This window comes from Anaerobacillus sp. 63XJN7_4_ISO-PGPR-S23-413 (assembly GCF_056173725.1).
Window position 1 is genome coordinate 1343512 of the sequence record NZ_CM149688.1, and the last position, 23330, is coordinate 1366841.

At 39.2% G+C, this 23330-nt stretch carries 27 protein-coding genes and 1 other RNA gene; 20 read left to right on the forward strand and 8 right to left on the reverse strand.

Annotated features, from left to right (window positions below; all coding sequences use genetic code 11):
• Window positions 1–144 precede the first annotated feature (144 nt).
• On the forward strand, window positions 145–309 hold the full coding sequence (locus AC0VYO_RS07330; protein WP_430241371.1) for a glycine zipper domain-containing protein: 165 nt from the start codon (window positions 145–147) through the stop codon (window positions 307–309).
• Between the two features lie 49 nt (window positions 310–358).
• Here AC0VYO_RS07330 and AC0VYO_RS07335 read toward each other — a convergent pair whose 3' ends face one another.
• A complete protein-coding gene (locus tag AC0VYO_RS07335) occupies window positions 359–1102 on the reverse strand; it encodes a MerR family transcriptional regulator (protein ID WP_475367042.1) in 744 nt (247 codons plus the stop codon).
• A gap of 263 nt (window positions 1103–1365) precedes the next feature.
• Here AC0VYO_RS07335 and AC0VYO_RS07340 point away from each other — a divergent pair, with 263 nt between their 5' ends.
• The 4 genes from AC0VYO_RS07340 to AC0VYO_RS07355 all read left to right on the forward strand — a co-directional run bounded on the left by AC0VYO_RS07340 (window position 1366) and on the right by AC0VYO_RS07355 (window position 4607).
• Window positions 1366–2271, forward strand: coding sequence for an alpha/beta fold hydrolase (locus tag AC0VYO_RS07340; protein ID WP_475368772.1), 906 nt, complete (start codon window positions 1366–1368; stop codon window positions 2269–2271).
• Window positions 2272–2305: 34 nt separating this feature from the next.
• Entirely contained in the window at window positions 2306–2863 is a 558-nt protein-coding gene (locus tag AC0VYO_RS07345; protein ID WP_475367044.1) for a maltose acetyltransferase domain-containing protein, read from the forward strand.
• Window positions 2864–3173: 310 nt separating this feature from the next.
• Window positions 3174–4298 (forward strand): histidine kinase N-terminal domain-containing protein, encoded by a 1125-nt coding sequence (locus AC0VYO_RS07350; protein WP_475368773.1) that lies wholly within the window; start codon window positions 3174–3176, stop codon window positions 4296–4298.
• A gap of 78 nt (window positions 4299–4376) precedes the next feature.
• On the forward strand, window positions 4377–4607 hold the full coding sequence (locus tag AC0VYO_RS07355) for a hypothetical protein (protein ID WP_475368774.1): 231 nt from the start codon (window positions 4377–4379) through the stop codon (window positions 4605–4607).
• Between the two features lie 398 nt (window positions 4608–5005).
• Here the strand turns inward: AC0VYO_RS07355 and AC0VYO_RS07360 are convergent, their stop codons facing one another.
• A complete protein-coding gene (locus AC0VYO_RS07360) occupies window positions 5006–5182 on the reverse strand; it encodes a hypothetical protein (protein WP_194220982.1) in 177 nt (58 codons plus the stop codon).
• Between the two features lie 381 nt (window positions 5183–5563).
• Between AC0VYO_RS07360 and AC0VYO_RS07365 the strand changes: the two genes are divergently transcribed.
• The 4 genes from AC0VYO_RS07365 (at window position 5564) to asnB (ending at window position 9904) form a co-directional block, all read left to right on the forward strand.
• Window positions 5564–6046, forward strand: a complete 483-nt coding sequence (locus AC0VYO_RS07365; RefSeq protein ID WP_475368775.1) for a DinB family protein — start codon at window positions 5564–5566, stop codon at window positions 6044–6046.
• Window positions 6047–6211: 165 nt separating this feature from the next.
• Complete coding sequence (locus AC0VYO_RS07370) at window positions 6212–6817, forward strand: peroxiredoxin (protein ID WP_475368776.1); 606 nt, start codon at window positions 6212–6214, stop codon at window positions 6815–6817.
• Between the two features lie 190 nt (window positions 6818–7007).
• A complete protein-coding gene (locus AC0VYO_RS07375) occupies window positions 7008–7568 on the forward strand; it encodes a class I SAM-dependent methyltransferase (RefSeq protein ID WP_475367049.1) in 561 nt (186 codons plus the stop codon).
• 428 nt (window positions 7569–7996) lie between these two features.
• Window positions 7997–9904, forward strand: coding sequence for an asparagine synthase (glutamine-hydrolyzing) (gene asnB, locus AC0VYO_RS07380; protein WP_475369048.1), 1908 nt, complete (start codon window positions 7997–7999; stop codon window positions 9902–9904).
• 56 nt (window positions 9905–9960) lie between these two features.
• Here the strand turns inward: asnB and AC0VYO_RS07385 are convergent, their stop codons facing one another.
• Entirely contained in the window at window positions 9961–11346 is a 1386-nt protein-coding gene (locus AC0VYO_RS07385; protein WP_283152468.1) for a DUF2254 domain-containing protein, read from the reverse strand.
• A 223-nt stretch (window positions 11347–11569) separates the two neighbouring features.
• On the opposite strand from AC0VYO_RS07385, the gene AC0VYO_RS07390 reads away from it, so the two are divergent.
• From AC0VYO_RS07390 to ssrS, 5 genes are all read left to right on the forward strand, one after another.
• A complete protein-coding gene (locus tag AC0VYO_RS07390; RefSeq protein WP_475367050.1) occupies window positions 11570–12034 on the forward strand; it encodes a CBO0543 family protein in 465 nt (154 codons plus the stop codon).
• A 69-nt stretch (window positions 12035–12103) separates the two neighbouring features.
• Window positions 12104–12442, forward strand: a complete 339-nt coding sequence (locus tag AC0VYO_RS07395; protein WP_475368777.1) for a DUF3889 domain-containing protein — start codon at window positions 12104–12106, stop codon at window positions 12440–12442.
• Window positions 12443–12573: 131 nt separating this feature from the next.
• Window positions 12574–12873: a hypothetical protein gene (locus AC0VYO_RS07400; protein ID WP_475368778.1), complete on the forward strand. Its 300-nt coding sequence runs from the start codon at window positions 12574–12576 to the stop codon at window positions 12871–12873.
• Window positions 12874–13002: 129 nt separating this feature from the next.
• Window positions 13003–13917 carry an AEC family transporter gene (locus AC0VYO_RS07405; RefSeq protein ID WP_430242398.1) on the forward strand — a complete coding sequence of 305 codons (915 nt, stop codon included), beginning with the start codon at window positions 13003–13005 and terminating at the stop codon, window positions 13915–13917.
• Window positions 13918–14031: 114 nt separating this feature from the next.
• Window positions 14032–14215: non-coding RNA, 6S RNA (ssrS, locus tag AC0VYO_RS07410), on the forward strand.
• Between the two features lie 149 nt (window positions 14216–14364).
• Here the strand turns inward: ssrS and splB are convergent.
• Window positions 14365–15393, reverse strand: coding sequence for a spore photoproduct lyase (gene splB, locus AC0VYO_RS07415; RefSeq protein ID WP_475367054.1), 1029 nt, complete (start codon window positions 15391–15393; stop codon window positions 14365–14367).
• A gap of 11 nt (window positions 15394–15404) precedes the next feature.
• Window positions 15405–15665, reverse strand: a complete 261-nt coding sequence (locus AC0VYO_RS07420) for a transcriptional regulator SplA domain-containing protein (RefSeq protein WP_475368779.1) — start codon at window positions 15663–15665, stop codon at window positions 15405–15407.
• Between the two features lie 161 nt (window positions 15666–15826).
• On the opposite strand from AC0VYO_RS07420, the gene AC0VYO_RS07425 reads away from it, so the two are divergent.
• Entirely contained in the window at window positions 15827–16012 is a 186-nt protein-coding gene (locus AC0VYO_RS07425; protein ID WP_475368780.1) for a hypothetical protein, read from the forward strand.
• 89 nt (window positions 16013–16101) lie between these two features.
• On the opposite strand, the gene AC0VYO_RS07430 is transcribed toward AC0VYO_RS07425, so the two are convergent.
• From AC0VYO_RS07430 to AC0VYO_RS07440, 3 genes are read right to left on the reverse strand one after another with little or no spacing between them, the layout of a single operon-like run.
• Window positions 16102–16347 (reverse strand): hypothetical protein, encoded by a 246-nt coding sequence (locus tag AC0VYO_RS07430; RefSeq protein WP_475368781.1) that lies wholly within the window; start codon window positions 16345–16347, stop codon window positions 16102–16104.
• Window positions 16340–17533 (reverse strand): Ger(x)C family spore germination protein, encoded by a 1194-nt coding sequence (locus AC0VYO_RS07435; RefSeq protein ID WP_475368782.1) that lies wholly within the window; start codon window positions 17531–17533, stop codon window positions 16340–16342. The genes AC0VYO_RS07430 and AC0VYO_RS07435 overlap by 8 nt, the downstream gene beginning before the upstream one ends.
• Window positions 17534–17563: 30 nt before the next feature.
• Entirely contained in the window at window positions 17564–19144 is a 1581-nt protein-coding gene (locus AC0VYO_RS07440) for a spore germination protein (RefSeq protein WP_475368783.1), read from the reverse strand.
• A gap of 254 nt (window positions 19145–19398) precedes the next feature.
• Between AC0VYO_RS07440 and AC0VYO_RS07445 the strand changes: the two genes are divergently transcribed.
• From AC0VYO_RS07445 to AC0VYO_RS07465, 5 genes are all read left to right on the forward strand, one after another.
• Window positions 19399–19890 (forward strand): CBO0543 family protein, encoded by a 492-nt coding sequence (locus AC0VYO_RS07445; RefSeq protein ID WP_475368784.1) that lies wholly within the window; start codon window positions 19399–19401, stop codon window positions 19888–19890.
• Between the two features lie 57 nt (window positions 19891–19947).
• Window positions 19948–21033: a GerAB/ArcD/ProY family transporter gene (locus AC0VYO_RS07450; protein WP_475368785.1), complete on the forward strand. Its 1086-nt coding sequence runs from the start codon at window positions 19948–19950 to the stop codon at window positions 21031–21033.
• Window positions 21034–21427: 394 nt separating this feature from the next.
• Complete coding sequence (locus AC0VYO_RS07455) at window positions 21428–21991, forward strand: HD domain-containing protein (protein ID WP_475368786.1); 564 nt, start codon at window positions 21428–21430, stop codon at window positions 21989–21991.
• Between the two features lie 26 nt (window positions 21992–22017).
• The gene (locus tag AC0VYO_RS07460) at window positions 22018–22563 is read left to right on the forward strand and encodes a phosphoglycerate mutase family protein (RefSeq protein ID WP_475368787.1); all 546 of its coding nucleotides are present in this window, start codon (window positions 22018–22020) and stop codon (window positions 22561–22563) included.
• Window positions 22564–22963: 400 nt separating this feature from the next.
• Window positions 22964–23209, forward strand: coding sequence for a biotin/lipoyl attachment domain-containing protein (locus AC0VYO_RS07465; protein WP_226612333.1), 246 nt, complete (start codon window positions 22964–22966; stop codon window positions 23207–23209).
• Window positions 23210–23330: the final 121 nt, after the last annotated feature.

Sequence of the window (23330 nt, forward strand, 5' to 3'; positions counted from 1 at the left end):
AGGCCCTCTAGAAGAAACTCTTCCTAATATAAATAGGAAGAGTTTCTTTTGTGAGAGGAAACCGTCTGGCTGTCCCGAAAGATGTAACCTTTTTCCCGCTCATTCGTAAAGAGTAAGACAATCCCTTAATAAGGAGAGATATTTGTGAGTAAACCAAAAAGTGAAAGCAGGATGGGTTTAGGCGTTGGTCTTGGAATAGCCATTGGAGCAGGAGTAGGTGTCGCCTTGGATAATATTCCACTTGGACTTGGTGTTGGAATCGCCCTTGGGGTTGGGTTTGGTTCTACTAAAGGAAAAAAGAATGATTAAGAAAAGAGCTCAACTTCTTAAGAGGTTGAGCTCACCTGTTTGGTGATTTCTACTTGTGTTGATCAGCATACACTTTCATGGCATCTCGCATAAAAAGCGCGAGACCTTCTCCATATTGATCAATATTTTTCGTGAAGCGCTCATCGTCTACATACATTTGACCAAGTCCTTCAAACGCTTCAAGCGTATAACGGTATCCGAAATTTCCATTGAGAAATTCATACCAATCGTGAATCGCTTTCTGCGCTTCATCTGCTTCCGGTGAACCCTTTCTAAGATCAGCCAGTCTTTTATAAATGGAATCAAATGAGTGACCGAGCGCATTTTTTTCGTCCTTTGATAAGCTGTTGATCTTTTGTTTAGAACGATTGATGGCTTCATCTCCATAACGCTCGCGTGCCTCTTGTTCATATGGGTTCTGGCTAAAATCGAATCCAGCAAATCTCTCTTGATCTGTCATTGATCTTTCTCCTTTCACATTTTGGATCGTTTTATCAATCATGGTGATCATCTTATCCAGACGTTGTTTTTTTTCATGCAGAATTTCTTTTTGATAGTTGAGCGCTTCCATTCGATCAAAATCAGGTTCCTCTAGAATGGTTTTAATTTTCTTCAGCGAGAAATCAAGTGCTCTAAAAAAGAGAATTTGCTGAAGCTTCTCAAGATCGTCCTTCGAATAAAGACGGTAACCAGCTTCTGTAGTAGCTGGTGTTAAAAGTCCGATTTCATCGTAGTAATGAAGGGTTCGAACGCTGACTCCAGTTAATTCCGCTACTTCTTTTACTCGTTTCATCTGCTAAATGTCCCCCTTTCAAATTTAACTTTAGTGGATAACGCAACGTAAGGGTCAAGAGGTAAGAAGAATTCATTTATGATCTTTTCAATTTCAGTGTTTTCCTTCTATTCTGAGCGTTCTTTTTAATTTCATCAAATTCCTAACTAAAAATGTTATTATTTAGGGGAGATAGCAAGCTTTACTGTAGGGAAAGAAAATAATTGTTAGTGCTGTTCACCTTCTCATCCATTTTGCGATAGGACAACCACAAGGAGGGGCTTATGCAGGAGAAGTCGATGGTTTTAAGTGATGGAAGAAAACTTGGCTATTGGAAGTATGGCGATCCTACTGGTATACCGATTATGCTTTTTCATGGAACACCAGGGTCACGCATCTGGTTTTTAGAAGATGATGAACTGGCCAAAGCGATGGGGATTTACTTAATTTCAACAGATCGACCGGGTTATGGGCTCTCCACTTTTCAAAAAAATAGAACGATCCTTGATTGGGCTGTGGATGTAGAGGAGCTCGCTACGCATATTGGTTTAAGGCATTTCTCTGTCTTGGGTGTTTCTGGAGGAGGTCCATTCGCTGCGGCATGCGCTTATGCATTGCCTGAACGAATCCAAAATACAGCTCTTGTTTCTTCAGCTACGCCATTTAAAAAAGGTAGAGCCCCAAAGGAAATGGCGAAAGAAAATCGGATTGCCTTTTTTTTATCAAAGTATTTTCCTTGGCTCATTAAGAAAGCGAATTTAGCTCAAAAGAAAATGCTTGAAAGTCATCCACATAAGTATCGAAATGCTATGTTAGCTGGGAATCATCGTCATCTTTCTGAGTGGGACCGTGCCTTTTTGAGAGAAGAGGCTCTTGTGGAAACAGGACTATATCACGCGAAGGAAGCTTATAGACAGGGTGTAGAAGGAGTCATCTATGAAACGAATCTCTTATCGAAAGATTGGGGATTTGAGATTAGCGAGATTAAAGGGCCGTTAAGATTTTGGCACGGAGAGAAAGATACGTTATCACCTGTAAATGAAGTTCGTAAACTAGCGAAACGAGGACCTTTAATAGAGGTGACCCTCATTCCGAACGGAGGTCATTTTCTCACAGAGAATGAAGATTTATGGGCGGATATGTTATTTTATTTAAAAAATTGGACTGTGAACACAACGGTTTTATCGTGAATAACCATTCTTAGAGGAGATAGGAGCGAGTTATATGAGGTCAGAAAAAGAAAAAATGATCAGGGGAGAATATTATCGACCAGAGGATGAGCAATTGCAGAAAGATCGTCTTCATGCACGCAAAATAACTAGGTTATTCAATCAAACAATTGAGACAGATATAGAAGATAGAACGCGGTTATTGAAGGGGTTCTTTGGTTCTACGAAAGAAAATCTCTATATTGAACCGACTTTTAAGTGTGATTATGGTTACAACATTCACGTAGGAGAGAACTTTTTTGCGAATTTCGACTGCGTGTTTCTCGATATTTGTGAAATACGCTTTGGTGACAATTGCATGCTAGCACCAGGTGTCCATATATATGCAGCAACACATCCGCTTGATCCGACGGAACGCAATTCGGGTCAAGAATATGGAAAGCCGGTTTTCATTGGAGACAACGTATGGATTGGTGGAGGCGCCATCATTAATCCGGGCGTTACAATCGGAAACAATGCTGTTATTGCTTCAGGTGCTGTAGTTGTGAAAGATGTGCCGGAGAATGTCGTGGTTGGTGGGAATCCAGCGAGGGTAATCAAAGAAATCGAATAGGTAAGAGTATCAGTAAAGCGCTTTATTTTGCATGTGAGAGTTGTAAGACAATCACCAATACTACATGCATTGAATACCTTTTAACGACTTGTTTTACGACAGTTGTAGAGATATTCACTTTTGGCTTATATCGTTCGAATTACTTTTATAGGAAAGAAGAAGAGAGATTTTCTTTCATTGATTGACGATCTTTATCCACCAATAATAGATTATCTCTCTACAATGCATCTATAAAATACCCTCTATTTACTGTTATACTTGAAAATATAACCATGAATCACCGACTAAGGCAGGAAGGGGTGAAGGAAGTATGGCTGTTCGAGAGCAACTACTAGACTATCTCGATCATAATCTTGAAAGCTATCTTATCAAATGGAAAGAAAAAATACGGATTTCTAAGACAGACATACACCGAGATAAAGTGGAAGCAAATGGTATTCTCATGTATCGTCTTGTTCAACAAAATATAAAAGAGCCAATTGCTCATGAGAAGATTGTGACACTTGCGCACAAAGTAGCGGTTGAGCGAGCAGAAGCGAATGTAAACATAGGAGATTTTATTTATAACGTGAATGCTGGAAGAAGCGTTCTCATGAAGCATATAACGTATTCTAAAGTGAATGTGAATGATCTTCAGAACACTCTTGACTCCATAAATGATTTATTTGATCTGTTTTCTTATCATGCCGTAACCGAATATACAAAGCTGAAGGAAAATGAATTGCAGGAAAAGATTTCTTTTATAGATGAAACCCATCAGGAGAAGCTTTCCATCCTGGGCCAGATGTCTTCTAGTTTCGTTCATGAGTTCAGGAATCCCCTTACAGCCATTATAGGATTTGTGAAGCTTCTACAAAGAGAGTATCCCGATATGAAATATGTTGAAGTGATCGATCATGAGCTGCAACAGCTAAACTTTCGCATTGCTCAATTTCTGCATGTCTCCAAAAAGGAGATTGATAGCGGACAGGAAGAGTGGCTGGAGGTTAAGGGTCTGTTTGACTCGATTATTGCCTTCATTTATCCGAGTATTATTGATATTGATGTGCGAATTGTTAATGAATTTCCAGCGAATCTTTCTGTATATGGACAGCAAGATAAACTACGACAAGTATTCTTGAATATTCTTATGAACTCGTTAGATGCTCTTAAAGCTGAAGGTTCTCCTCGCCTAATACGGATCACGGGAGAACAAGCAGAAGGAATGTTAACCATTCGCATCACAAATAATGGACCAAAAATTTCAGACAAAACCCTGGATCGCATTTTTGAACCCTTTTATACGACAAAAGAACTTGGCACGGGCATCGGATTGTATGTGTGTCAAAAGATCATCCAGAATCACCACGGGGAAATTAACTGTCATTCTAGTGAAGAAGAAACGACATTCACGATTCGCTTACCGTTTGTTGAGAAAAAGGATGCGATAAAGTAATCCCATAAAAATTGCTTTCTGATCAAGAAGCCTACTATAATGTGGGCAAGCAACATCTTGATGTAAGGAGTGAGAAGAATGATTACTAAAAACGCGGGAACGCTGAGTAAAGCCTATTTTAAATCTTATATGGAGCTCGTGATGAGTGCGAGAGAATGTTCATTGGAAGAAGCGAAAGGTTATGCGTTTGAGCAGCTTTTTCAAAATAATGAACAGGCAAATGGGCCTGAAACATACGAGAAGTTTAAAAGGGCTTATGCAGAGCTGTTGGATAAAGTGTCTGCTGAGGAAACTGATACATTAAAATGAAAATGGATTGGGATTAAATAGAGGCTTAGTGAAGTCTCTTTTTTATTCCCTTTATTAATGATAGGGGGCATAGAATTGTTTGGATGGGAATACGTTCCTGATTGGTTCCCCTGGTTTGCGGGCGTTGTGGTCTTGCTGTTTGTTTTATTAAGTGAATGGTGGATTAGAAGATAATATAAGAAAGGACAGGGGAGATTGAACTGCCCCTGTTCTTTCGGTGTTGTTTCATTAGGCTCCAGCGCTTGTCGGACCTACCGGGCGCTTGCGCTTTTCTGATCTAGCTCCAGCGCCCAGGTCCTCGAGTCGCTTCGCCTTTTACTCTGAACACAAAGGGCGTGTTCAAATTAAAAGGCTCCAGCGCTTGTCGGACCTAACCGGGCGCTGGAGCTTTTCTTTTATTAAAGCATTTTATATTCTTCGTGTCTTACGACGATTCGTTTTGATTCGTCTTCTGAGTATTCTTCCCATTCGGCTACAATCGTATTGTTTAGTAAGCTAACGACTTTAGCTTTTCGGTTATCGATTTCGACTAGACTTCCGATTTCAGGGAGAATGATTTCCTGTTCTTCCTCCATGTAAATCCCTCTTTTCCATTTAAACTGATTTATATAATAACATAATTCATATAGGATGCCTAACGATCTGAAAAAATCAATTGTATTTTTGTTGAAAAACCACTTTGGGGTTGATAAGCCTCGATAAATACAAGAAATATCGAGCTTAATCGCCAAGTTTCGCGAAATCCTCCGTTACAGCTAACATAGCTAAGAGGAAAGAAGGTTTTGTGTTTTAGCATATGAAGAGATGTATTAGCATAGAGTGATGTATAGCCTATTCTCTCCCCCCTCTTTGTGAGGGGTATTTTTGTTTTCTGAACGTTTCTCACTTTATTTGCTCAAGAATGAGGTGTAAAATGAATGAAGTAAAGAATGAATACATATTCAGGAGGTTATTTGATGTTTCGATCACTTGAAGATTTTGTACGAACATGGGAACGTGAGACGACTCAAACAGTTAAACTAATGGATCATCTAACAGATGAATCTCTTTCACAGCAAGTAGCGCCAGATCATTTTACACTTGAAAAGCTAGGTGTTCACTTGTCACAAGCGATTACTTATATGATGTCGAGTGCTGGGCTCGATCTTCAACCGATGAAGGAACGTGAATCCTTTAAGGCAGAAGAAATCTCAGCTTTGTATAAAAAAACTGCTGAAGAGTTCGTGAGCACTCTTCAGGAGCAGTGGAATGATGAGAAGCTAACAGAAACAACCACATTCTTTGGCAGTGAGACAACTTACGGAACGATTCTTCTTCTCTTGCTCCAACATCAGACGCATCATCGAGGACAAATGACAGTGCTTATGCGCCAGGCTGGTCTTACTGTACCTGGAATGGTCGGACCATCTCGTGAAGAATGGGCAGCAATGAAAGGGTAAACCTTTAAATGAAAGAGACTTTCTTTAGTAAAAAGAAAGTCTCTTTTTCTATGATATAAAACGCTTTAAGTGAACGGTTATGATCGTTAGGGATTAGAGGAATAAAAGAAACAGACAAATGGACAGCCTCTTGTACATATACTGCCTGTGAAAAGAGGTGGGGACGTGGAGCATGAAGAGCAGCAATTTTATCAACGACTAAACTGCGCACAAACAACAGACAAGGCGCCATTATTTCGTGCTGAGGCCTTTGATCCGATTCAAAAAGAAATAAAGAGAATCAGCTTAGAGGATTACCGGGAGAAATGGGTCATTCTTTTTTTCTATTCTAGCGACTTTACGTTTGTCTGACCGACAGAATTAGCAGCGGTCGCTGCTATTTATCCTGAGCTTCAGGCTATGAATACGGTAGTCTTAGGAATTAGTACAGATAGCGTTTACGCACATAAGGTTTTCACCGAAGTATCCCCGGCTGCATCGAAAGTGAATTATTTGCTTGTGAGTGATCGAAATCATAAAATCAGTCGAGATTACCGTGTATTAAATGAAAATGCGGGTGCTACCTATCGAGGAACGATTATTATTAACCCAAAAGGTGTGATCGTCTCAAAAATGGTTTATCCTGTTGAGGTAGGTAGAAATGCATATGAGATTCTAAGACTAATTCAGGCACTTCAATATAATGAGAAGACAGGAAAAAGCGTTCAAGCCAATTGGGTACCTGGTCAGCAAGGGATCAATCTGAACGCAACTTATATAGGAAGAGTATAGAGCTACGGTTTACCGTAGTTTATTTTTTCGCGGTTTTCCCATCTAACTATTGAATTCTTGGTATCATCATAAATAGAGTTCCTTTTAAGGGTAGGAATGGTCATAACTATGGGACTTTTGATCAAGGAAGGCAGGATGATTCATTATTAATCCAACCAAACAATCAAAGATATTCGACAAGCACGCAAAGATGTATGAGAAAAGAAGAAAGAAAACAACCATAGATACAAAATTTCGAAAGAAACTTTTAGCTAAAGCGAGTGGTGATGTTTTGGAATTATCGGTGGGAACAGGAACGAATTTCCCACTATACCCTAACATTCATTCACTAACAGCAGTTGATTTTAGTGAAGAGATGGTTCGCTATGCAAGAGAGGCTGCAAAAGAAACGCAGTATCCCTGTACGATCGTCGAGGAAGATGTAGAAATGGTTGATTTCAAAGAAAATACCTTTGATACGGTCGTCTCTACCTTATCTATGTGCTCCTATCCTCATCCCAACGTTGTATTGGAGCAAATGGCGAAGTGGTGTAAACCAGGTGGACAATTATTACTGTTTGAACACGGAATAAGTTCGAATCGCATAGTTTCACATCTTCAAAGGAAGTTTGATCCAATAGTATCAGAAAAAATCGGATGTCACCTTGATCGGAATATAGTCCAACTTGTAGAAAATTCTAGTCTTCGTGTGACAGCAGTGGAAAGCCATTTATTGGGTATATTTCATCTCGTTTTTGCAACAATAGAATGATAAGTAAACCTCTCTCTGAGCTACATAATGAGAGAGGTTTTTTTCTATAGATTTTATTCAATTCCTCTAATTTTGTCGAAAGTTGACTTCTTTTTGGGTTAACGTTCGAATTGGAAGAGGAGTGTGATTTAATAGAAGGGATCACTTCCAATTAATTTCCTAGATAAGACGAATGACTTCTTTCCACTAATTGATAACAACCTACTTCTCCTACTGCCTCTCGAATAAAGAAAGTTACCGCATTTATAAATCAGATGAAACATTTAACAAGTTGAAATCGTTTAATAGATTGATTCTTTTTGAATAAATTGACATATACTGTCATAAAAACAGTCGATCTAACGAATTTTTATAACGATAAGGTTACGGTTAGATTACAACAATGTTACAATGGAAGTGTTAATTCAAACGAAAGTGTGGCTACAACTATGTGTGGTTTTGTTGGAGTGTTACGTACAGAACCAGGAAAATCGGACCGTTACGATCATTCGGATTTTGTGAAAAGGAATCAAATTATTACACACAGAGGACCAGATGACGAAGGTTATTATACAGATGAATCGATTTCTCTTGGTTTTAGAAGGCTTAGTATTATTGACCTTGAAAGTGGGCATCAGCCTTATCATTACGAAAATAAGCGATATTGGATGGTTTTCAATGGGGAAGTTTATAATTATGTAGAACTTCGTGAACAGTTGAAGAGAGAAGGTTACACGTTTGACACGGAATCGGATACAGAAGTGGTTCTTACGTTATTTGTACATAAAGGGGAGAAGGCGTTCGCTGACTTAAGAGGAATGTTTTCGATTCTTATTTGGGACAAGCTAGAAAAGAAATTAGTGGGCGCACGCGATCCTTTTGGAATTAAACCCCTTTACTATATGCAGAATGATGAGGAGCTGATTTTTGCTTCTGAGAAAAAAAGTATTACAATGATAGAAGAATTCGAAGCCGTGAATCCTTCTGCTCTTCAACATTATTTAAGTTTTCAATATGTACCAGAACCGCTAACGATGACGGAAGGAATAAAGAAGCTTGAGCCTGGTCATTATTTTGTTAAAAAGCATCATGAGCCCATGGTGATGAGACGCTATTTCCATGCGACATTTAAACCGATCACGACAGAACGAAATTGGGTGAAGGACATTCAGAATGTTCTTTATGATTCCGTTAATGTTCACATGCGAAGTGATGTCCCAGTTGGCTCGTTTTTGTCTGGGGGGATAGATTCTTCCATTATCGTTTCGATGGCCAAGAAATTTAATCCTCAAATTAAAACATTTTCTGTTGGCTTTGAACGAGACGGATATTCAGAAGTTGATGTTGCCAAAGAAACAGCTGATAAGCTGGACGTTCCAAATTATTCTTACATGATTTCTGCAAAAGAGTATGTTCAAAAGTTACCAAAAATCATGTGGCATATGGATGATCCACTTGCTGATCCAGCTTGTGTTCCGCTTTATTTTGTTGCAAGAGAAGCACGGAAGCATGTAACGGTTGTCCTCTCAGGTGAAGGGGCAGACGAGCTCTTTGGTGGATACAACATATACCGCGAGCCCGATGCGCTCCGTCTTTTCAAGCCTATGCCGGTAATGATGAAAAAAATGGTAAATCGCGTTGCTCAAGTTTTTCCTGAAGGAATGCGAGGAAAGAGCTTTCTTGAGCGTGGATCCACACCGCTCTCAGAGAGATATATTGGAAATGCGAAGATGTTCGAAGAAAGTGAAAAGAAAGAGCTTTTAACGACTTATTATCAAAACGAGCATTATCAAAAGATCACAAAACCGTTCTATAAGAATGTGAAGAAAGATAATCTAGTGAATCAAATGCAATATGTTGATATTCAAACGTGGTTACGAGGAGACATTCTTTTAAAAGCGGATAAGATGACAATGGCAAATGCGTTAGAACTTCGTGTGCCGTTTCTTGATAAAGAAGTGTTCCGAGTAGCACGTGAAATTCCAGTTTGTGAAAAAATTGCAGATGGCACAACAAAATCAATTCTTCGTAAGGCGGCACGAGGTGTTGTGCCAGACCATGTTCTTGACCGAAAAAAACTTGGTTTTCCTGTGCCGATACGTCATTGGCTAAGGCAAGAATTGTACGAATGGGCGAAGCAGCTTATTCATGTGAGTGAAACAGATTATTTGATTGATAAATCACTTGTGATGAGACTTCTTGAAGCGCATAAAGCTGGAAAAGGTGATTACGCAAGGAAAATTTGGACCGTGCTAATCTTTATGCTCTGGCACCAAATATTTGTTGAAGGCGTGTATTCCTTTGAAGAGCTTCAGCAGGAAGATGAAATTGTAAGCAAAGTAGCAACATATCGCTAAATAAAAAAGGTGACCTCTGGAGGTCACCTTTTTTATATGAATTTTGGTTTGTATCCTTACGAGTGCCGTTGTTCAATTTGGATTAAACGTTTCTCAATGGGCTTGTAATCTTCCTGATGCCCTGTAAATACAGCGAGATCATAGAGACGCTGCAGGAGATAATCTCGATCAAGATCATAGATGAATTCTTTTGGAATGTGATCCATTGAATTTTTGGCGAAGTTCCATACAACATCCAGTTTGTCCTTACTAATGGATTGTGAAACCATGCTAAGTGCTGAAATGATTTCCGTAATGATTGGATAGTTATCACCGGCGTAGTGTCTTAAGTACCCAAATCCTCGATATAGGTAATAACTGAAATCTTCAGCATCCATCACAACTCTTACTTGTTTTTCATGATCGGCAAGGTACGGCGTGAAGGTAATGTCTCGTTCCACTTCAAGAAGGAGGTCAGCCATTTGATGAATAATGGTGATTGAAGTTTGGGGGTCATCGTTACCGAGTGATTTCACACCAATTTCTGATAGCTTGGTCATCCCCATCTTTAGGTCCTGAATCTCTGTTTCTTTATAACCTAATTCAATAAAGCTGCAATATTTTTCTGGGTTAACTCGTTCAGCCCCGGCACCCCAATATGAGAAGAAGCGGTTACCTTCTAGAACATAATCTCCTACTTTGTTATGGAGTTTAATAATGACTTGGTCTTTCCGAGCTTCGTCAATCATCGTTTTGAAATCAATGAGCTGAATATAGCCAGATTTAGGAGCTGTAATAAGCGTTTCGGTCTCCCGTTCTTTTTCCATTAAATCTCCTGGTTCTTCAGCACGGAATTGTTCGAGATCGTTTCGAAGCGTTTCTCTTACAATGGAAATGGATTCTTCCTTCATGTTTGTAGCTATATTGTGTACTTGCATCCAACTCGTAGCGTGGTTAATAAAGAAAATAAATGTCACAACGGTTATAAATGCGAGTAGTACGGTCATGCCGGGTATGGCTACAAAATATTCGTCTTCTTTGCTCGTAATAAATAAGAAAATGACGAGAACATAAACAAAGCTACCGTGGAATATTCCAATGAAGTGCTGTGTCGTTCGGTCAGCAACGAAGTTAAGAAGCATTCTAGGTGAGAATTGCCCGCTGAACGTTGTGAGAACAACGAGTAACGAGTTGAGTGTAAAGGCGCTAAGAGTTAAAATACCGCCTATGAGGGCACTAATTAGCAATCGTGTTGGCTGAGCTGTTGTGCGAAACATCTCAGGCGCATATCTAGATAGTTCAAAAACTAAATCAAAATAAAGTGTGACAGCTACAAATACAAAGGCTCCTAAAATGTATAAGCCAGGCATATACCAAAGCGTGGCCTGAAGTTCATGCTTTCGAATGCGTTTAGACATTTCGAAATATTTTCGTAGCTGCCATGGTAATAATTTTTTTATCATGGCAAGGGGCTCCCTTCAATTTCATCACTAACACTTTAGGATTCCCCTAAGAGTGCGGCGTTAAACCGTGTGAGCAGGAATTCCTTTCTTTTTTTTATATCTGGTTCAAAGGATGGGTATGATGTTCCAAGGGATAAACCTTGTCCCTCGTTCAACTGTGAATATGAAGATGGGATAGAGGAGATAGTAATAGAATAGAGGATTAAATTGAAGGTGATGAATCATGATATCAGAAGTATCAATACTGTGGATTTTAATTGGTATTGGTGTTCTTTTGTTTGCTTACAGTCTTAGAAAGCCGCCAATAAAGGAATGGCTTCTCTTCTTTTTGTTAACTGGCTATTTGTCATCGATTATTGGTGTCATTGTGGTTGAAGAGAATTTGCTTTCCTATCCAGTGAACTTGTTTAATACGCATTTCGATTCCAGTTTTACATATGAATATATCTTATTTCCTGTATTAGGCGTTTACTATTATCAGAGTACTTATCGATCTGGATGGATCGGTTTTATCATGAAGGCTGCTGTTTATTCTTCTATTATTACCATTGTGGAATACTTTTTAGAAAGATACACCAACCTTATACACTATATAAGCTGGACTTGGATGTATACATTTATCAGTACAATCTTTGTGTTAGTGCTCATCCGTATGATTGTCAAGTTCCTGCCACCCGTTAAAAATTAGCGAAGGGATTTAACTGGTATGTGCATGATTAGAAGGAAAGGAATGAATACTATCTTCAGAGTAAACTGAATGGAGGTAGTTACTTTGTTAAATAAACTGATTGCCGTCTTAGGAATAACTTTCATACTCTTTGTTCCGATCGCACAAGTTGGAGCTGAACCACCTTCTTATGCGAAGTGGGGGAAAACAGCGATTCAAGAGACGAGTCAAAGGTATCCCGATCAACAAATTACAGACTACAGATATGATGGGAAGGTTTTTATATCCGATGTTCGAGAGCAATACGATTTTGAATTTAAGTTAAAGGAAAATGGACATTCAAGGGAAATTAGAGTCTATGTCCTCGTTAACCCTAAGAAGGACCAGTTAATCGATGTGAAATATGATGAGATTGAAGAATTTCAATAATCGTAATGAAAAGGTCAGCCATACCGGCTGGCTTTTTGTTGTGTTTTTAGGAAAAAAGGAATTTAGCGAGTTAAATCGAATGATATATGAATACAGAGAGGGTTATTTATTGAGAAGAGGAGAGGAAGACCATGAACATTATTAAGCGTAAAACAGATGTTGAGACGTTGTTGAAGAATTTTGAGCAAATTGCTGAATTTGACCAAATAGGTCAAAAACATTACTTCGTTTTTGACGATACAGAAAAAGAAGGACAGTGTACGGTCATGAAATATCAAGGTGCTTCATTTTCCGTGCATTGCAAAGGAGCCTCTTATTGTGATGATCAGGAAAAGTATTTAGATGATCGTGCACTAATAGGTTTCTTATGGAAGCGACGTAAGGCCGTTAACATGATTCTTCGAGAAGCACTTAAGGAAAAGGTTTCTTAACAACCGCAGCTTCAATCGTGTGGAATCATCTAGGAACTCTTTCGAATAAGCATCCGTCCTGAAGAAATGCTCTCTTTCATGTAAACTGTATACGTAGATAAAATGCAGTACTGAATTGAGGGACTCTTTGTGATTGGTGTATTTATTGAAATTATTGTACCCGTGTTCATTCTCATTGGCATCGGTGTTTTACTGCATCGTATTTTTCAATTTGATTTGTACACACTTGCGAAAGTAAATATTTATTTCATTGTGCCAGGCTTTATTTTCTTGAAACTGTATGAAACAGCTTTTTCGCTATCGTTGTTTTTATCGGTGCTTACTTTTTTTAGTTTGTTAATTGTGATTTTATATGTTGTTTCTTATTTAATTAGCCGTTTATTCGGCTATAGTAGAAGTGTACGCGCATCGTTTACAAACAGCATCTTATTCTACAATTCAGGAAACTATGGCGTACCGGTAAATGATCTTGTCTTTAAGCATGATCCGTTTGCTATGTCGATTCAAGTTATCATCTTAACGTTTCAAAACATTCTCACGTTCTCGTGGGGAATCTTTTCTTTAAAGACGGTAGAAGGAAATAAATTAAATGCGCTTCTTGGGTATTTTAAAATGCCTGTTTTATATGCGATGGTTCTTGGAGTCGGATTTAATTTACTCCATGTAGAACTGCCTGAATTTGTATTAATTCCTGCAGGGTACATTGGTGATTCGATGGTGGCAATCGCTTTGTTAACGTTAGGAGCTCAGGTGGCCCAGCTTCGGTTCGCTAAAAATTTATCTGTTGTTTATGTAAGCTTAATGCTACGTCTGTTGCTTGGACCTGCCATTGCACTGGGGATTATTTTTGTACTAGGTATTGACGGGATTACGGCCCAAGCGTTATTGATATCATCAGCCATGCCGACAGCCGTCAACAGTGCTATTATTGCTCAAGAATATGAAAATGAGCCGGAACTCTCTGCACAGATTGTACTTGCTTCAACCGTTCTCAGCATGATCACAGTCACGGCTGTAATTTCATTAAGTCGCTGGTTGTTTTAGATGGACTGGTACTCTTTTGTCCTACTATTTAAAGGGAGAAAGTGTACGGAACTGGAAATCGCAACCATTGATTTTTAGTAAACGAAGGTGTAGAGTATAGTCATAAGCAATACCCATTTCCTGCAACGCACGTTAACAACGGTTGTCTCAAACCGATGCTAGTTTTCCGGGAACTCTAAATCCAGTTGCTAATAACAAGCCGGCCTTCTGAGCGGGACGTTAAAGGTAGCTGTGCGGGTACCCACCTGCTTTTACGCGGGCTTTGAGACACTTATAGTGACGACGAAGCGGGGTTGGGTTTAAATTTGCTTATTTTTTCTTTTTAAATTAAATGGTGCTGTACATATAAAAGGCATGGAAGCGACTTCGCTTCCATGCCTTTTTTGAGTATTGGTGTTTCGACATCGTTCGAGTTAAAACGGGCGGTGCCTGTCACCGCCTAAGACCTTACGTGAAATACTCTAGCTTTGCATTTGGAAAGAACTTATCTATATAGCTTCCGAATGTGTCTTTCATGTCCTGCTGCTGATCCTTCTGATAAACGTACTTTCCAATACCATATTTCCCCCATTTATAAAGGCGATCTTCTTCTTCCATTTCAAGCTTAGACATTGGGTAATTTTTTTGAATAACGCGCTTAGCTGGTTTTGTGAATCGATGCTGGATGAGTTCAAATGTTAAGTCTTTCGTTGCGCTCTTAGGAAGTTTGGCTTCTAACTTCTCAAATAGAGTCAGATAGCCCTGCTTCCAATCATCGTACAAATAGATAGGCGCGATGATGAAGCCCAGTGGGTAGCCTGCTTCAGCGACTTTAGCGGCTGCTTCGATGCGCTCATCAAGTCTGGAAGTTCCGGGTTCTAGAAATTTAATAACGTAATCCGCATTCATACTGAAGCGGAACCTTGTTCTTCCCTGATGATTCGCATCTAGTAGATGATCCACATGTGCAAATTTCGTCACAAATCGAAGACGTCCATGATCAGATTTTCCAAAGTATTCAATCGCACGTTTCAATGTATGCGTTAAGTGGTCAATGCCAACGATGTCCGATGTACAGGATGCTTCAAATCGGGTAGGTTCAGGTGCTCGTTCTTGCATGTACTTTTCTGCAGCATCAAAAATATCATCTGTATTTACATACGTGCGTATGTAGGGTTTGCTGCCCATCGTTGTTTGGAGATAGCAATAATGACAGTGCCCCATACAACCAGTTGCAAAAGGGATCGCATATTCCGCGGAAGGTTTAGACGTATCAAATTTCAACGTTTTCCTTACCCCAACGACGAGAGTAGATTTAGCGACTCGATATTGCTGGAAGTGATTATCCCCAGGAAGGTTTCGTACTTGATTGTGTGATGTTGTTTCCCTAATCTCAATATCCATTTTAGAGAACTTCTCGTGTAGTTCCCGTCCAAGTGGATATTCTAACGCTCGTGGTTCCATGTAGACGAGCTGTGGTACAAAGGGTTTGACCAATGGAAGCCCTCCTATTCTATGGATCCAAAGTATGTGGCATAGGCCTGTTCAGCTTCTGCTTCTGAATGATAGATCGCCATATCAGAATCAAGCGGGTAGTATGTTTCATACAAAAATAAGGCAAGCTTACCAGGTTCATCAGGATCGTTCACAACGGCTGCTTCCTGAATGTTAGCCACGCTGTACGTATGAGGATTGCGGTACATCACATAGACAACATCACCTGCTTGGTAGTCTTGTCCTGACTCGTAATTGGAATCGTGCAAGTCCATTCTTTATCACTCCTTCAAGTTCTTCTTCCTCATTGTTCCACAAGAGTGACATTTCCTTTCTGGTAAATAAAGCCTATTTTAGTCATGAAGTCTAAAACGAGCGCATACGATGTTCTGTTGACTTGAAAGTAAGGGAGGTGCGTGAAGGCATGATGAAATACTTGAGGAAACTATTGCCTTCACTAAGTTTTAGTGACAGAGTATTTGCTCGTTTGAAGCTATATCGAAAAATGAGAGGTGGGGTATGGTACAAAGTTTCTGATCGTGTCGCTCCGAAGAAAAGCACATGGATGAGAAAATTAGAAAATCCAGAAGCGTATTATGTATGGAAAAGAGAAGGACATTAGAGCTATTACAAAGACGCCGAATTCAACGGCGTCTTTGCTTATATACGACACAATATGACAATTAACGGGTGGTGACAGGCACCACCTGCCTATTGCAACCATCCATACAATACGTTACTCAATGGTTCGAGTATGAAATTCACGATCGTAAGCGGGGTTGGGATATGGATGTGAAGTTTATTTAGAACTAAGAAAGTAAAACTGATACATAGAAGGATGCTATATACCCAAAGGTCTTTCAATTGCTTTTTCTTTCGTAATTTGGCTGCTTCCATAACGGTAACTAGAATCGAGGCTACACCGACAGCGATAATAAACCACATCGTTTTACTCACCATCCTTTCTTTGAACAGAATCGGTGATGTTTCCGGTACGTTGAATGGTGGCGTGGATGGTGTAATCCACTTCGACGTTTTTAAATTCCTCATTCCAATGATTTTTCAACATTCGCCACTGATCTGGATGTTCGCGATGAATGAGGGCACCAAAACCTAAGATGTCACTGTTGAATTTATCTTGACTTGCAGAAACAGCTGACTCCATTTTAGATTGAATGTCTTTTTCGACCATTGCTTCAAACTTTCTTATTGTCTGTGGATTGGTAATATCAATGTCGCATTCCACATCTCCTACGTTTCCATCTACACGCACGATTGCATCGATATGAGGAGTGTTATTCTCTAAGCTTGCTTTTAATGATGTTTTTGTTCTAATGACTTCAATACCTGTACTACTGTTGGAACAAGGAACATTGACAATGGTACTCGTGACATTGTCTGTAAAATAATTAAACCCTTTACTTTCATCCTCATTAAACCAGCCGATTAATTTATCATTTTTAAAAACACCAATATGATCAATTTGAACAGTTGTAGGAGGCTCTGTTTTTTCAAGACTTCTACTATCTTTTCCTAGATCAGGATTACCTTTAATAAAAATCCCAGTAAGGACGGCTTCATTCCCATCGGTAGAAAGTTTATACATAAGTTCGTCTAATTTAACGGTATGAGTTGGCGCCCAGTTTCTTTCAGACATATAAAAGGAGGAAACGATCTTATTGGACGAAATTTTATCCATAGGCGTTAGAATATTTAGGAGTTGATCAGCGAGCGTGTCTTTTGCGATAACAAGAAGGAAGTCCGTTCTCATCTCGTGGTCTCTCGAAAGAAAATCAAGAGGCTGGACAATGCCACTTTTCGCTGCTTCTTCCCCAAACACCACGATTTGAACATGAGAAAAATAAACCTTTCGAGGTGCTTGTACGGTTAATCTCCGAAAAGCTTCAAATAGCGTTTCTCCAGAAGAACGATATGTTGTCGTAGCCGTCCGATTTGTTGGGCTATCTGAGGCGATTTCTCCTGGATTAATGATTTGAACGGTCAGCAAGTAACCCTCATCGCTTTTGTCAATTCCGATGGCTGTAGCAATCGCTATTTCGTTAAGCTCTTTACTACTCCAACAGCTTGTTAACAGAAATAAACATGTTAACAAAGTCGCAAGTCGATATACGTAAGCTGTCATGTCCATGATCACCTTCTCATTATCCTAAAATTAATCTGATTCTGGTTTTGGTGGAGGAGTGATATTTCTTGTTTCATCGCCTTTGCTAATGAAGGAAGGGCGTGTTCGTAGTTTCCATAGCGGCGCACGTAGAATACTATCTTTTTGGTCTTTCGGGATAATAGGCGCCATAGGAGACATATATGGCACGCCAAATGAGCGCAAACTGCATAAGTGAAGGACCATTGCGATAATACCGATGATGATCCCAAATAAACCAAATGTAGCTGCAAGCAACATGAACGGAAAGCGAAGCACTCGAAGAGAAATGGCTAAGTTAAATGAAGGCATAACAAAGCTACTAATAGCTGTGATTGAGACGACGATTACCATTGCAGAAGAAACGATACCTGCTTCAACTGCAGCTTGTCCAAGAACTAGTGCGCCAACAATAGATATAGCAGAGCCAACTGCGCGAGGCATACGAATACCTGCTTCACGTAACACCTCAAAGGTAAGTTCCATTAACAAAGCTTCTATGAGTGCTGGAAAAGGCGTCCCTTCTCGCTGTGCCGCTAAGCTAATGAGAAGGGAGGTAGGAAGCATCTCTTGATGAAAGGTTGTTACAGCAATATAAGCTGAAGGTGTTAACAAAGCAAGGAAAAAGGAGATATATCGCAATAGACGAACCATTACGCTAATATCAAAACGTTGATAGTAATCTTCACTTGATTGAAAGAATTGAACAAATAAAGTTGGAACAAGAAGGACAAATGGTGTTCCGTCAACTATTATGGCCACTCTGCCTTCTAATATGCCAGCTGCAATCGTATCAGGTCGTTCAGAGTTGAAAATCGTTGGGAAGGGAGTGTAGGTATTATCCTGAATATATTCCTCAATATAGGCACTTTCCAAAATGCTATCAGTATCAATTTTCGTTAACCGTTCGCGCACTTCTTTCAAGATACTTTCATCAACAACGCCTTTTAAATAAACGAGGGCAACATCTGTTTTGGTCTTATGGCCGATGGGGTTCGTTTCGATCCAAAGAGAGGGATCTTTGATTTTTCGTCTAAGCAGCGCGGTGTTCGTTCGAATTGTTTCCGTAAAACCATCTTTCGGCCCTCTAATGACAGTTTGGGAAGTGGGTTCATTAACGTCGCGATCCTTCCAGTTTCTTGAACCAATAGCAAATCCTTTAGACTCACCTTGAATAAGTATGATTGTATCTCCAGAAAGGAGATGATCATATAAGGGTTGAAAACGATGAATCTCTGTTAATTCACAGGCAGCAAGAGAGAAATGCTTTAGGATCTCATAAAAGCTAGCATGTTGTATGACGTTCATCGCTATATCCGTTTTTCGAATATCGAGCATCAATGGATCAATGACGCTTTCCTGGACCATTACTTTGTCTGCAAGTCCATCAATAAAAATGACAGCGATAAGTTTTGTCTCATCTGTACCAGAATGAATCTCTCTAATCGTTAAATCAGAACTTTCTCCTAGCATTTTCTTTATGTTCACTATGTTTTTTTGAAGATCCAGGCTAATGTCTTTAGAAGTACTATCGGTGGAAGAGTCCTTTTCATTACGTTTTTTGGTTTCCCTTAATCGCCTTATGCGTTTCATCACAAATCTCCCACATTATTTTCTTCATAAGTAGGTTTTCACATCGAATGGTTTTTATCCACCTCAACGTCATAAATCGATATGGGCATAAAACTGAGCGAAAATTCCCCTATTATGCATAAACGGCTCCGAAAGATGCATACTACTTTTGTATAAATATGTAAAAATGTTTTTGCTATGGTAAGTAGCGTATCTTTATCCAAAATAAACATGATGATACGAAACACATACCGTTATGAATTAGGAGAATAACAATGAACATTGTCCTCATTATCACGCTACTGTTTTTTGTTTTTTGGAAAGGCGATTGGAGAAATTGGGAAAAATACTATCCTAGTATGCTTTATATTGCTTTAGCAGCAACCGTTTATGAAACGATATCGTATGAAGAATTTCATCTTTGGGAGTTTAAAAAAGACATTTTCTTTAGTAAATTTAATGTTCATTTACTACATAACCTCGTTGTTAATCCTTTAGTTGTTCTACTTTATCTGTCTAATTATCCAATGCGAAAAAGAAGGTTTCTATACAATGTGAAATGGATTTCAGGATTTTGGCTTGTGGAATGTATAGCTTCTAAAGCTGAGATGATTACTTATCACAATGGATGGAACCTGGCATGGTCACTATTATTTATTATTGTGATGTTTCCGATGGTGCACCTTCATCACCGGAACAAAACGATTGCACTTCCATTATCGATAGGCATCTCGATGCTTCTATTAGTCATTTTTCATTATGTTTAGTCGATAAGAGAGAAGTAAAACAATAAGGTTCCAGCTATCAAAAGGAGCGTCTGAGCGATGGCAAAGGAAATCATTAATACGCGTCAATTCTCATGGTTAGTTGCCTTATACATAATTGGAAGCTCCATCTTAATTATTCCTGCGGGTCTAGCTGCTGTAGCAAAACAAGATGCGTGGATTTCAGCGATCGTTTCAATTGGAGTCGGAACAATGCTCGTTGTTTTTTATGGGTATTTTATGAAGAAATTTCCTGATATGACGATTGTGGAAGCGAGTGAGAAAGTACTCGGCAAATGGATTGGTCAGATTGCATCGCTTTTATTTTTCACCTTTCTCTTTCTTCTTGCAGCTCTTGTCCTCAGAAATATTGGAGACTTTTTAACGACCCAAATCTTGATTGAAACGCCGCTATATATTATTTTCACCATCTTTATGATCGTCGTTATTATGGGCGCAAGTCTGGGGATAGAAACCATTGCAAGAGCATGTGAAATCTTTTTCCCTTGGATTTTCTGTCTGCTCATTTTGCTAACCGTTCTCCTAGTGCCTGAAATGCAGTTTGAAGCGATTAAACCGATAATGGAAAACGGTGTTAAGCCAATTATCAAGGCTTCTATTCCCTTTATTGGTTTGCCATTTCTCGAATTAGTTGCCTTTCTGATGATCTATCGACACGTAGACAAACATAATAAATTGAGCATTTCATTCTTAAAAGGAACTGCGATGGGTAGCGTCGTTTTGTTTGTTATTATTTGTGCCACAATCCTTGTATTAGGAGCGGATTTCACAGCAAGATATACGTATCCTACGTATATTCTTGCAAAGAAAATTAGCATCGGGAAAATCGTCGAACGAATTGAAGTCATCGTGGCGATTGTTTGGATGCTTTCTATTTATTTTAAGTTAGTTCTTTTGTTCTACACCTCAGCACGTTCGTTAACGCATATCTTTCGCGTTCAAAACTATCGACTGCTGTTATTTCCTCTTGGAATAGGGAGCTTGGTTTTAGCACAAATTAGTTATCCTGACATTATTTATATGCAGGATTTTGTATCGAAAACATGGACCCTTTATGCATCGATCTATGGAGTTGGATTCCCCATGTTATTAATTCTAGTTGCAAAAGGTAGAAAGTTGATTTAATAGAACGAATTGGAGAAGAGCGTGCTAGCCTTAGTGTAGGTTTACCGTTGGTTCTTTACCATCTCCGTCCTAAAAGAGATAAGACCTATATACTCTCTGCAGGTGGTACCTTTAGGTATCGCCTGTTCTCTTTTTTACTATGGAGAAAAAGGTAATGATAATGGAATAATATGGTTGGTGATTAGCGAACAACTCATAATTAAATGTTGGTAAAGTTAAATGTTTGTATCTAAGAGTCATCTTACGACTATTTTTGAATGGAAAATCGACTTTTAAGGGGACGAAAGAGAGATTAGTTACATATAAAGAACAATAAGCAATGCTACAATCACGATTTTTCGCACTTACTGACTCAAGGATGTCACAGCATCTTGGAAGAAGGAGGATATCATTCATGGATGCTTATCAAATGATTACGTTCATTAAGGAACTTGAAAGATTAAAGGATACGACAAGAACTGCCTACATGAGAAGCGGTCGACGAGAGAGCGTGGCCGAACATTCCTGGAGGCTCGCAATGTTTGCTTTTGCTTTAAGCGATCAGTTTCCAGAGCTTGATACAAAACGAGTACTGATTATGTGCCTTGTTCACGATCTTGGAGAAGCATATGACGGGGATATCTCTGCTACGGTTCAAGTCGATCAAAAGGAGAAAGTACTAAAGGAAGAAGAGGCCGTTCAGCGTCTCACATCATCTCTTAGTGATAAGGGGAAAAATGACATTCTTACAATTTGTCAGGAGTATAATAGAGGCTCAACGAAAGAAGCTAAGTTTGTAAAAGCACTCGATAAAATGGAGACGATTATACAACATACCCAGGGCACGAATCCCCCTGGTTTTGACTATGAATTTAACCTTACTTATGGGAAAGAGTATGTGAAGGATCACGGTATAATGAAATCCATACGTGAAGAAATTGATAAAGCAACGATAATGAAAATGAATGAGGAAGCATGAGCTAATAAAGGTAGGGATGGGATTAGGTGAAAATAAGTTTAATACGACATGGAAAATCGGCCTGCGATTTTTCGAACCGGTTAACTAGTGAGGCTTATTGCCAATGGGTTAGTCAATATAATAGAGAAGGCATATGTGATGAAGCTCCGAAACATGTTCAAGCTATTTTACAACAAGCACCGTTAGTATTAACGAGTGACTTGCCGAGGTCTCTAGAATCAGCGCAGCAGGCAAGTACGATTCAAAGCGATCCCATCTTCCGAGAACTGGAACTCCCCTTTTACAACATACGCTTCCTAAAGATCAAACCTCAAATGTGGACAGTCTTTTATCGGTTTCTTTGGTTTATTGGTTTATCAAACCAAGCAGAAATTCGAAAGGAAGCGAGAAAGCGTGCCAAGTTAGCCGCTGATGTTTTAGAGGAATGTGCAATGGCAAAGGAATCTCTCGTTTTAGTTGGGCATGGCTTTTTCAATCGCTTTATTGGACGGGAGTTAGAGAAGCGAAGCTGGAAGTTACAGGGAGATAAAGCCTCAGCCAATTGGGCTTGTGTTACGTATTGGAAAGAATAGAACGAATCATTTCACTTTTTATTTTTTGCTCGGATTTTACTATGTTGAAATATTTTCAGCAATGTTGTGTGCTTCAATAAACACTGTGTAGCTAATATAATATGCGAGGTTATAAGATTACTAGTTACATGAAGTGATGAATCAAATAATAATTCGCAAGAAAGAGACGCTATCTTAGCAAAATGTAATTGGTCAATTATTAAATTAAATCTGCTAGTTTATAAAGGGTTTTCATAAAATAGAGGGGTTGTCAAAAAGAAAAAAGCAGGTAAAATGGACGCAAGGTTAAAGAAAACATTCGTTTTGCATCATAGAAAAGCATGCGAAACATATCATGGAAGTATAGAAAACAAACTGTTCCATACAGGAACTATTACAAGCTGGAAAGGGGAAAGAAACCATGAATCGTTCAGTGGTCTGTCCATGTGAGGGAGTTATCGAGAAAGTATTCGTCAAACATGCATCTCGAGTATATGAGTGGGAGCCAATGTTTGTCATTCGCAATGGACAGGGCAATACCGAGAAAATTACGCTTGGAGTAAGCGGGGAAATTTCTGAACTTCATGTGAAGGAGAATGATCGCGTAACTGGCGGTTACATTCTTGCCTCAATGAAAGAAGATGATTTTGTAACAGGAAGCGACTGATGCTCGCTCATAGCTGAGCACTGTGCTTGATGATCATAGAAGGAGCGAGATCTGACGCAAGCATGTTACGGTTTACCGTAGCGCTTGCGTCTTTCGTTTTTTTGATCCGATATGAGAATAA

Excerpts from the sequence above, each read along its gene's own strand:
- AC0VYO_RS07340 (WP_475368772.1), top strand. The coding sequence starts at position 1,366 with ATGCAGGAGAAGTCGATGGTTTTAAGTGATGGAAGAAAACTTGGCTAT.
- AC0VYO_RS07375 (WP_475367049.1), top strand. The coding sequence starts at position 7,008 with ATGTATGAGAAAAGAAGAAAGAAAACAACCATAGATACAAAATTTCGA.
- AC0VYO_RS07350 (WP_475368773.1), top strand. The coding sequence starts at position 3,174 with ATGGCTGTTCGAGAGCAACTACTAGACTATCTCGATCATAATCTTGAA.
- AC0VYO_RS07420 (WP_475368779.1), bottom strand. The coding sequence starts at position 15,665 with ATGGACTTGCACGATTCCAATTACGAGTCAGGACAAGACTACCAAGCA.
- AC0VYO_RS07440 (WP_475368783.1), bottom strand. The coding sequence starts at position 19,144 with ATGAAACGCATAAGGCGATTAAGGGAAACCAAAAAACGTAATGAAAAG.
- AC0VYO_RS07400 (WP_475368778.1), top strand. The coding sequence starts at position 12,574 with ATGAACATTATTAAGCGTAAAACAGATGTTGAGACGTTGTTGAAGAAT.
- AC0VYO_RS07465 (WP_226612333.1), top strand. The coding sequence starts at position 22,964 with ATGAATCGTTCAGTGGTCTGTCCATGTGAGGGAGTTATCGAGAAAGTA.
- AC0VYO_RS07395 (WP_475368777.1), top strand. The coding sequence starts at position 12,104 with ATGGAGGTAGTTACTTTGTTAAATAAACTGATTGCCGTCTTAGGAATA.
- AC0VYO_RS07445 (WP_475368784.1), top strand. The coding sequence starts at position 19,399 with ATGAACATTGTCCTCATTATCACGCTACTGTTTTTTGTTTTTTGGAAA.
- AC0VYO_RS07455 (WP_475368786.1), top strand. The coding sequence starts at position 21,428 with ATGGATGCTTATCAAATGATTACGTTCATTAAGGAACTTGAAAGATTA.
- AC0VYO_RS07360 (WP_194220982.1), bottom strand. The coding sequence starts at position 5,182 with ATGGAGGAAGAACAGGAAATCATTCTCCCTGAAATCGGAAGTCTAGTC.
- AC0VYO_RS07385 (WP_283152468.1), bottom strand. The coding sequence starts at position 11,346 with ATGATAAAAAAATTATTACCATGGCAGCTACGAAAATATTTCGAAATG.
- AC0VYO_RS07345 (WP_475367044.1), top strand. The coding sequence starts at position 2,306 with ATGAGGTCAGAAAAAGAAAAAATGATCAGGGGAGAATATTATCGACCA.
- AC0VYO_RS07435 (WP_475368782.1), bottom strand. The coding sequence starts at position 17,533 with ATGACAGCTTACGTATATCGACTTGCGACTTTGTTAACATGTTTATTT.
- AC0VYO_RS07335 (WP_475367042.1), bottom strand. The coding sequence starts at position 1,102 with ATGAAACGAGTAAAAGAAGTAGCGGAATTAACTGGAGTCAGCGTTCGA.
- AC0VYO_RS07390 (WP_475367050.1), top strand. The coding sequence starts at position 11,570 with ATGATATCAGAAGTATCAATACTGTGGATTTTAATTGGTATTGGTGTT.
- AC0VYO_RS07355 (WP_475368774.1), top strand. The coding sequence starts at position 4,377 with ATGATTACTAAAAACGCGGGAACGCTGAGTAAAGCCTATTTTAAATCT.
- AC0VYO_RS07450 (WP_475368785.1), top strand. The coding sequence starts at position 19,948 with ATGGCAAAGGAAATCATTAATACGCGTCAATTCTCATGGTTAGTTGCC.
- asnB (WP_475369048.1), top strand. The coding sequence starts at position 7,997 with ATGTGTGGTTTTGTTGGAGTGTTACGTACAGAACCAGGAAAATCGGAC.
- AC0VYO_RS07365 (WP_475368775.1), top strand. The coding sequence starts at position 5,564 with ATGTTTCGATCACTTGAAGATTTTGTACGAACATGGGAACGTGAGACG.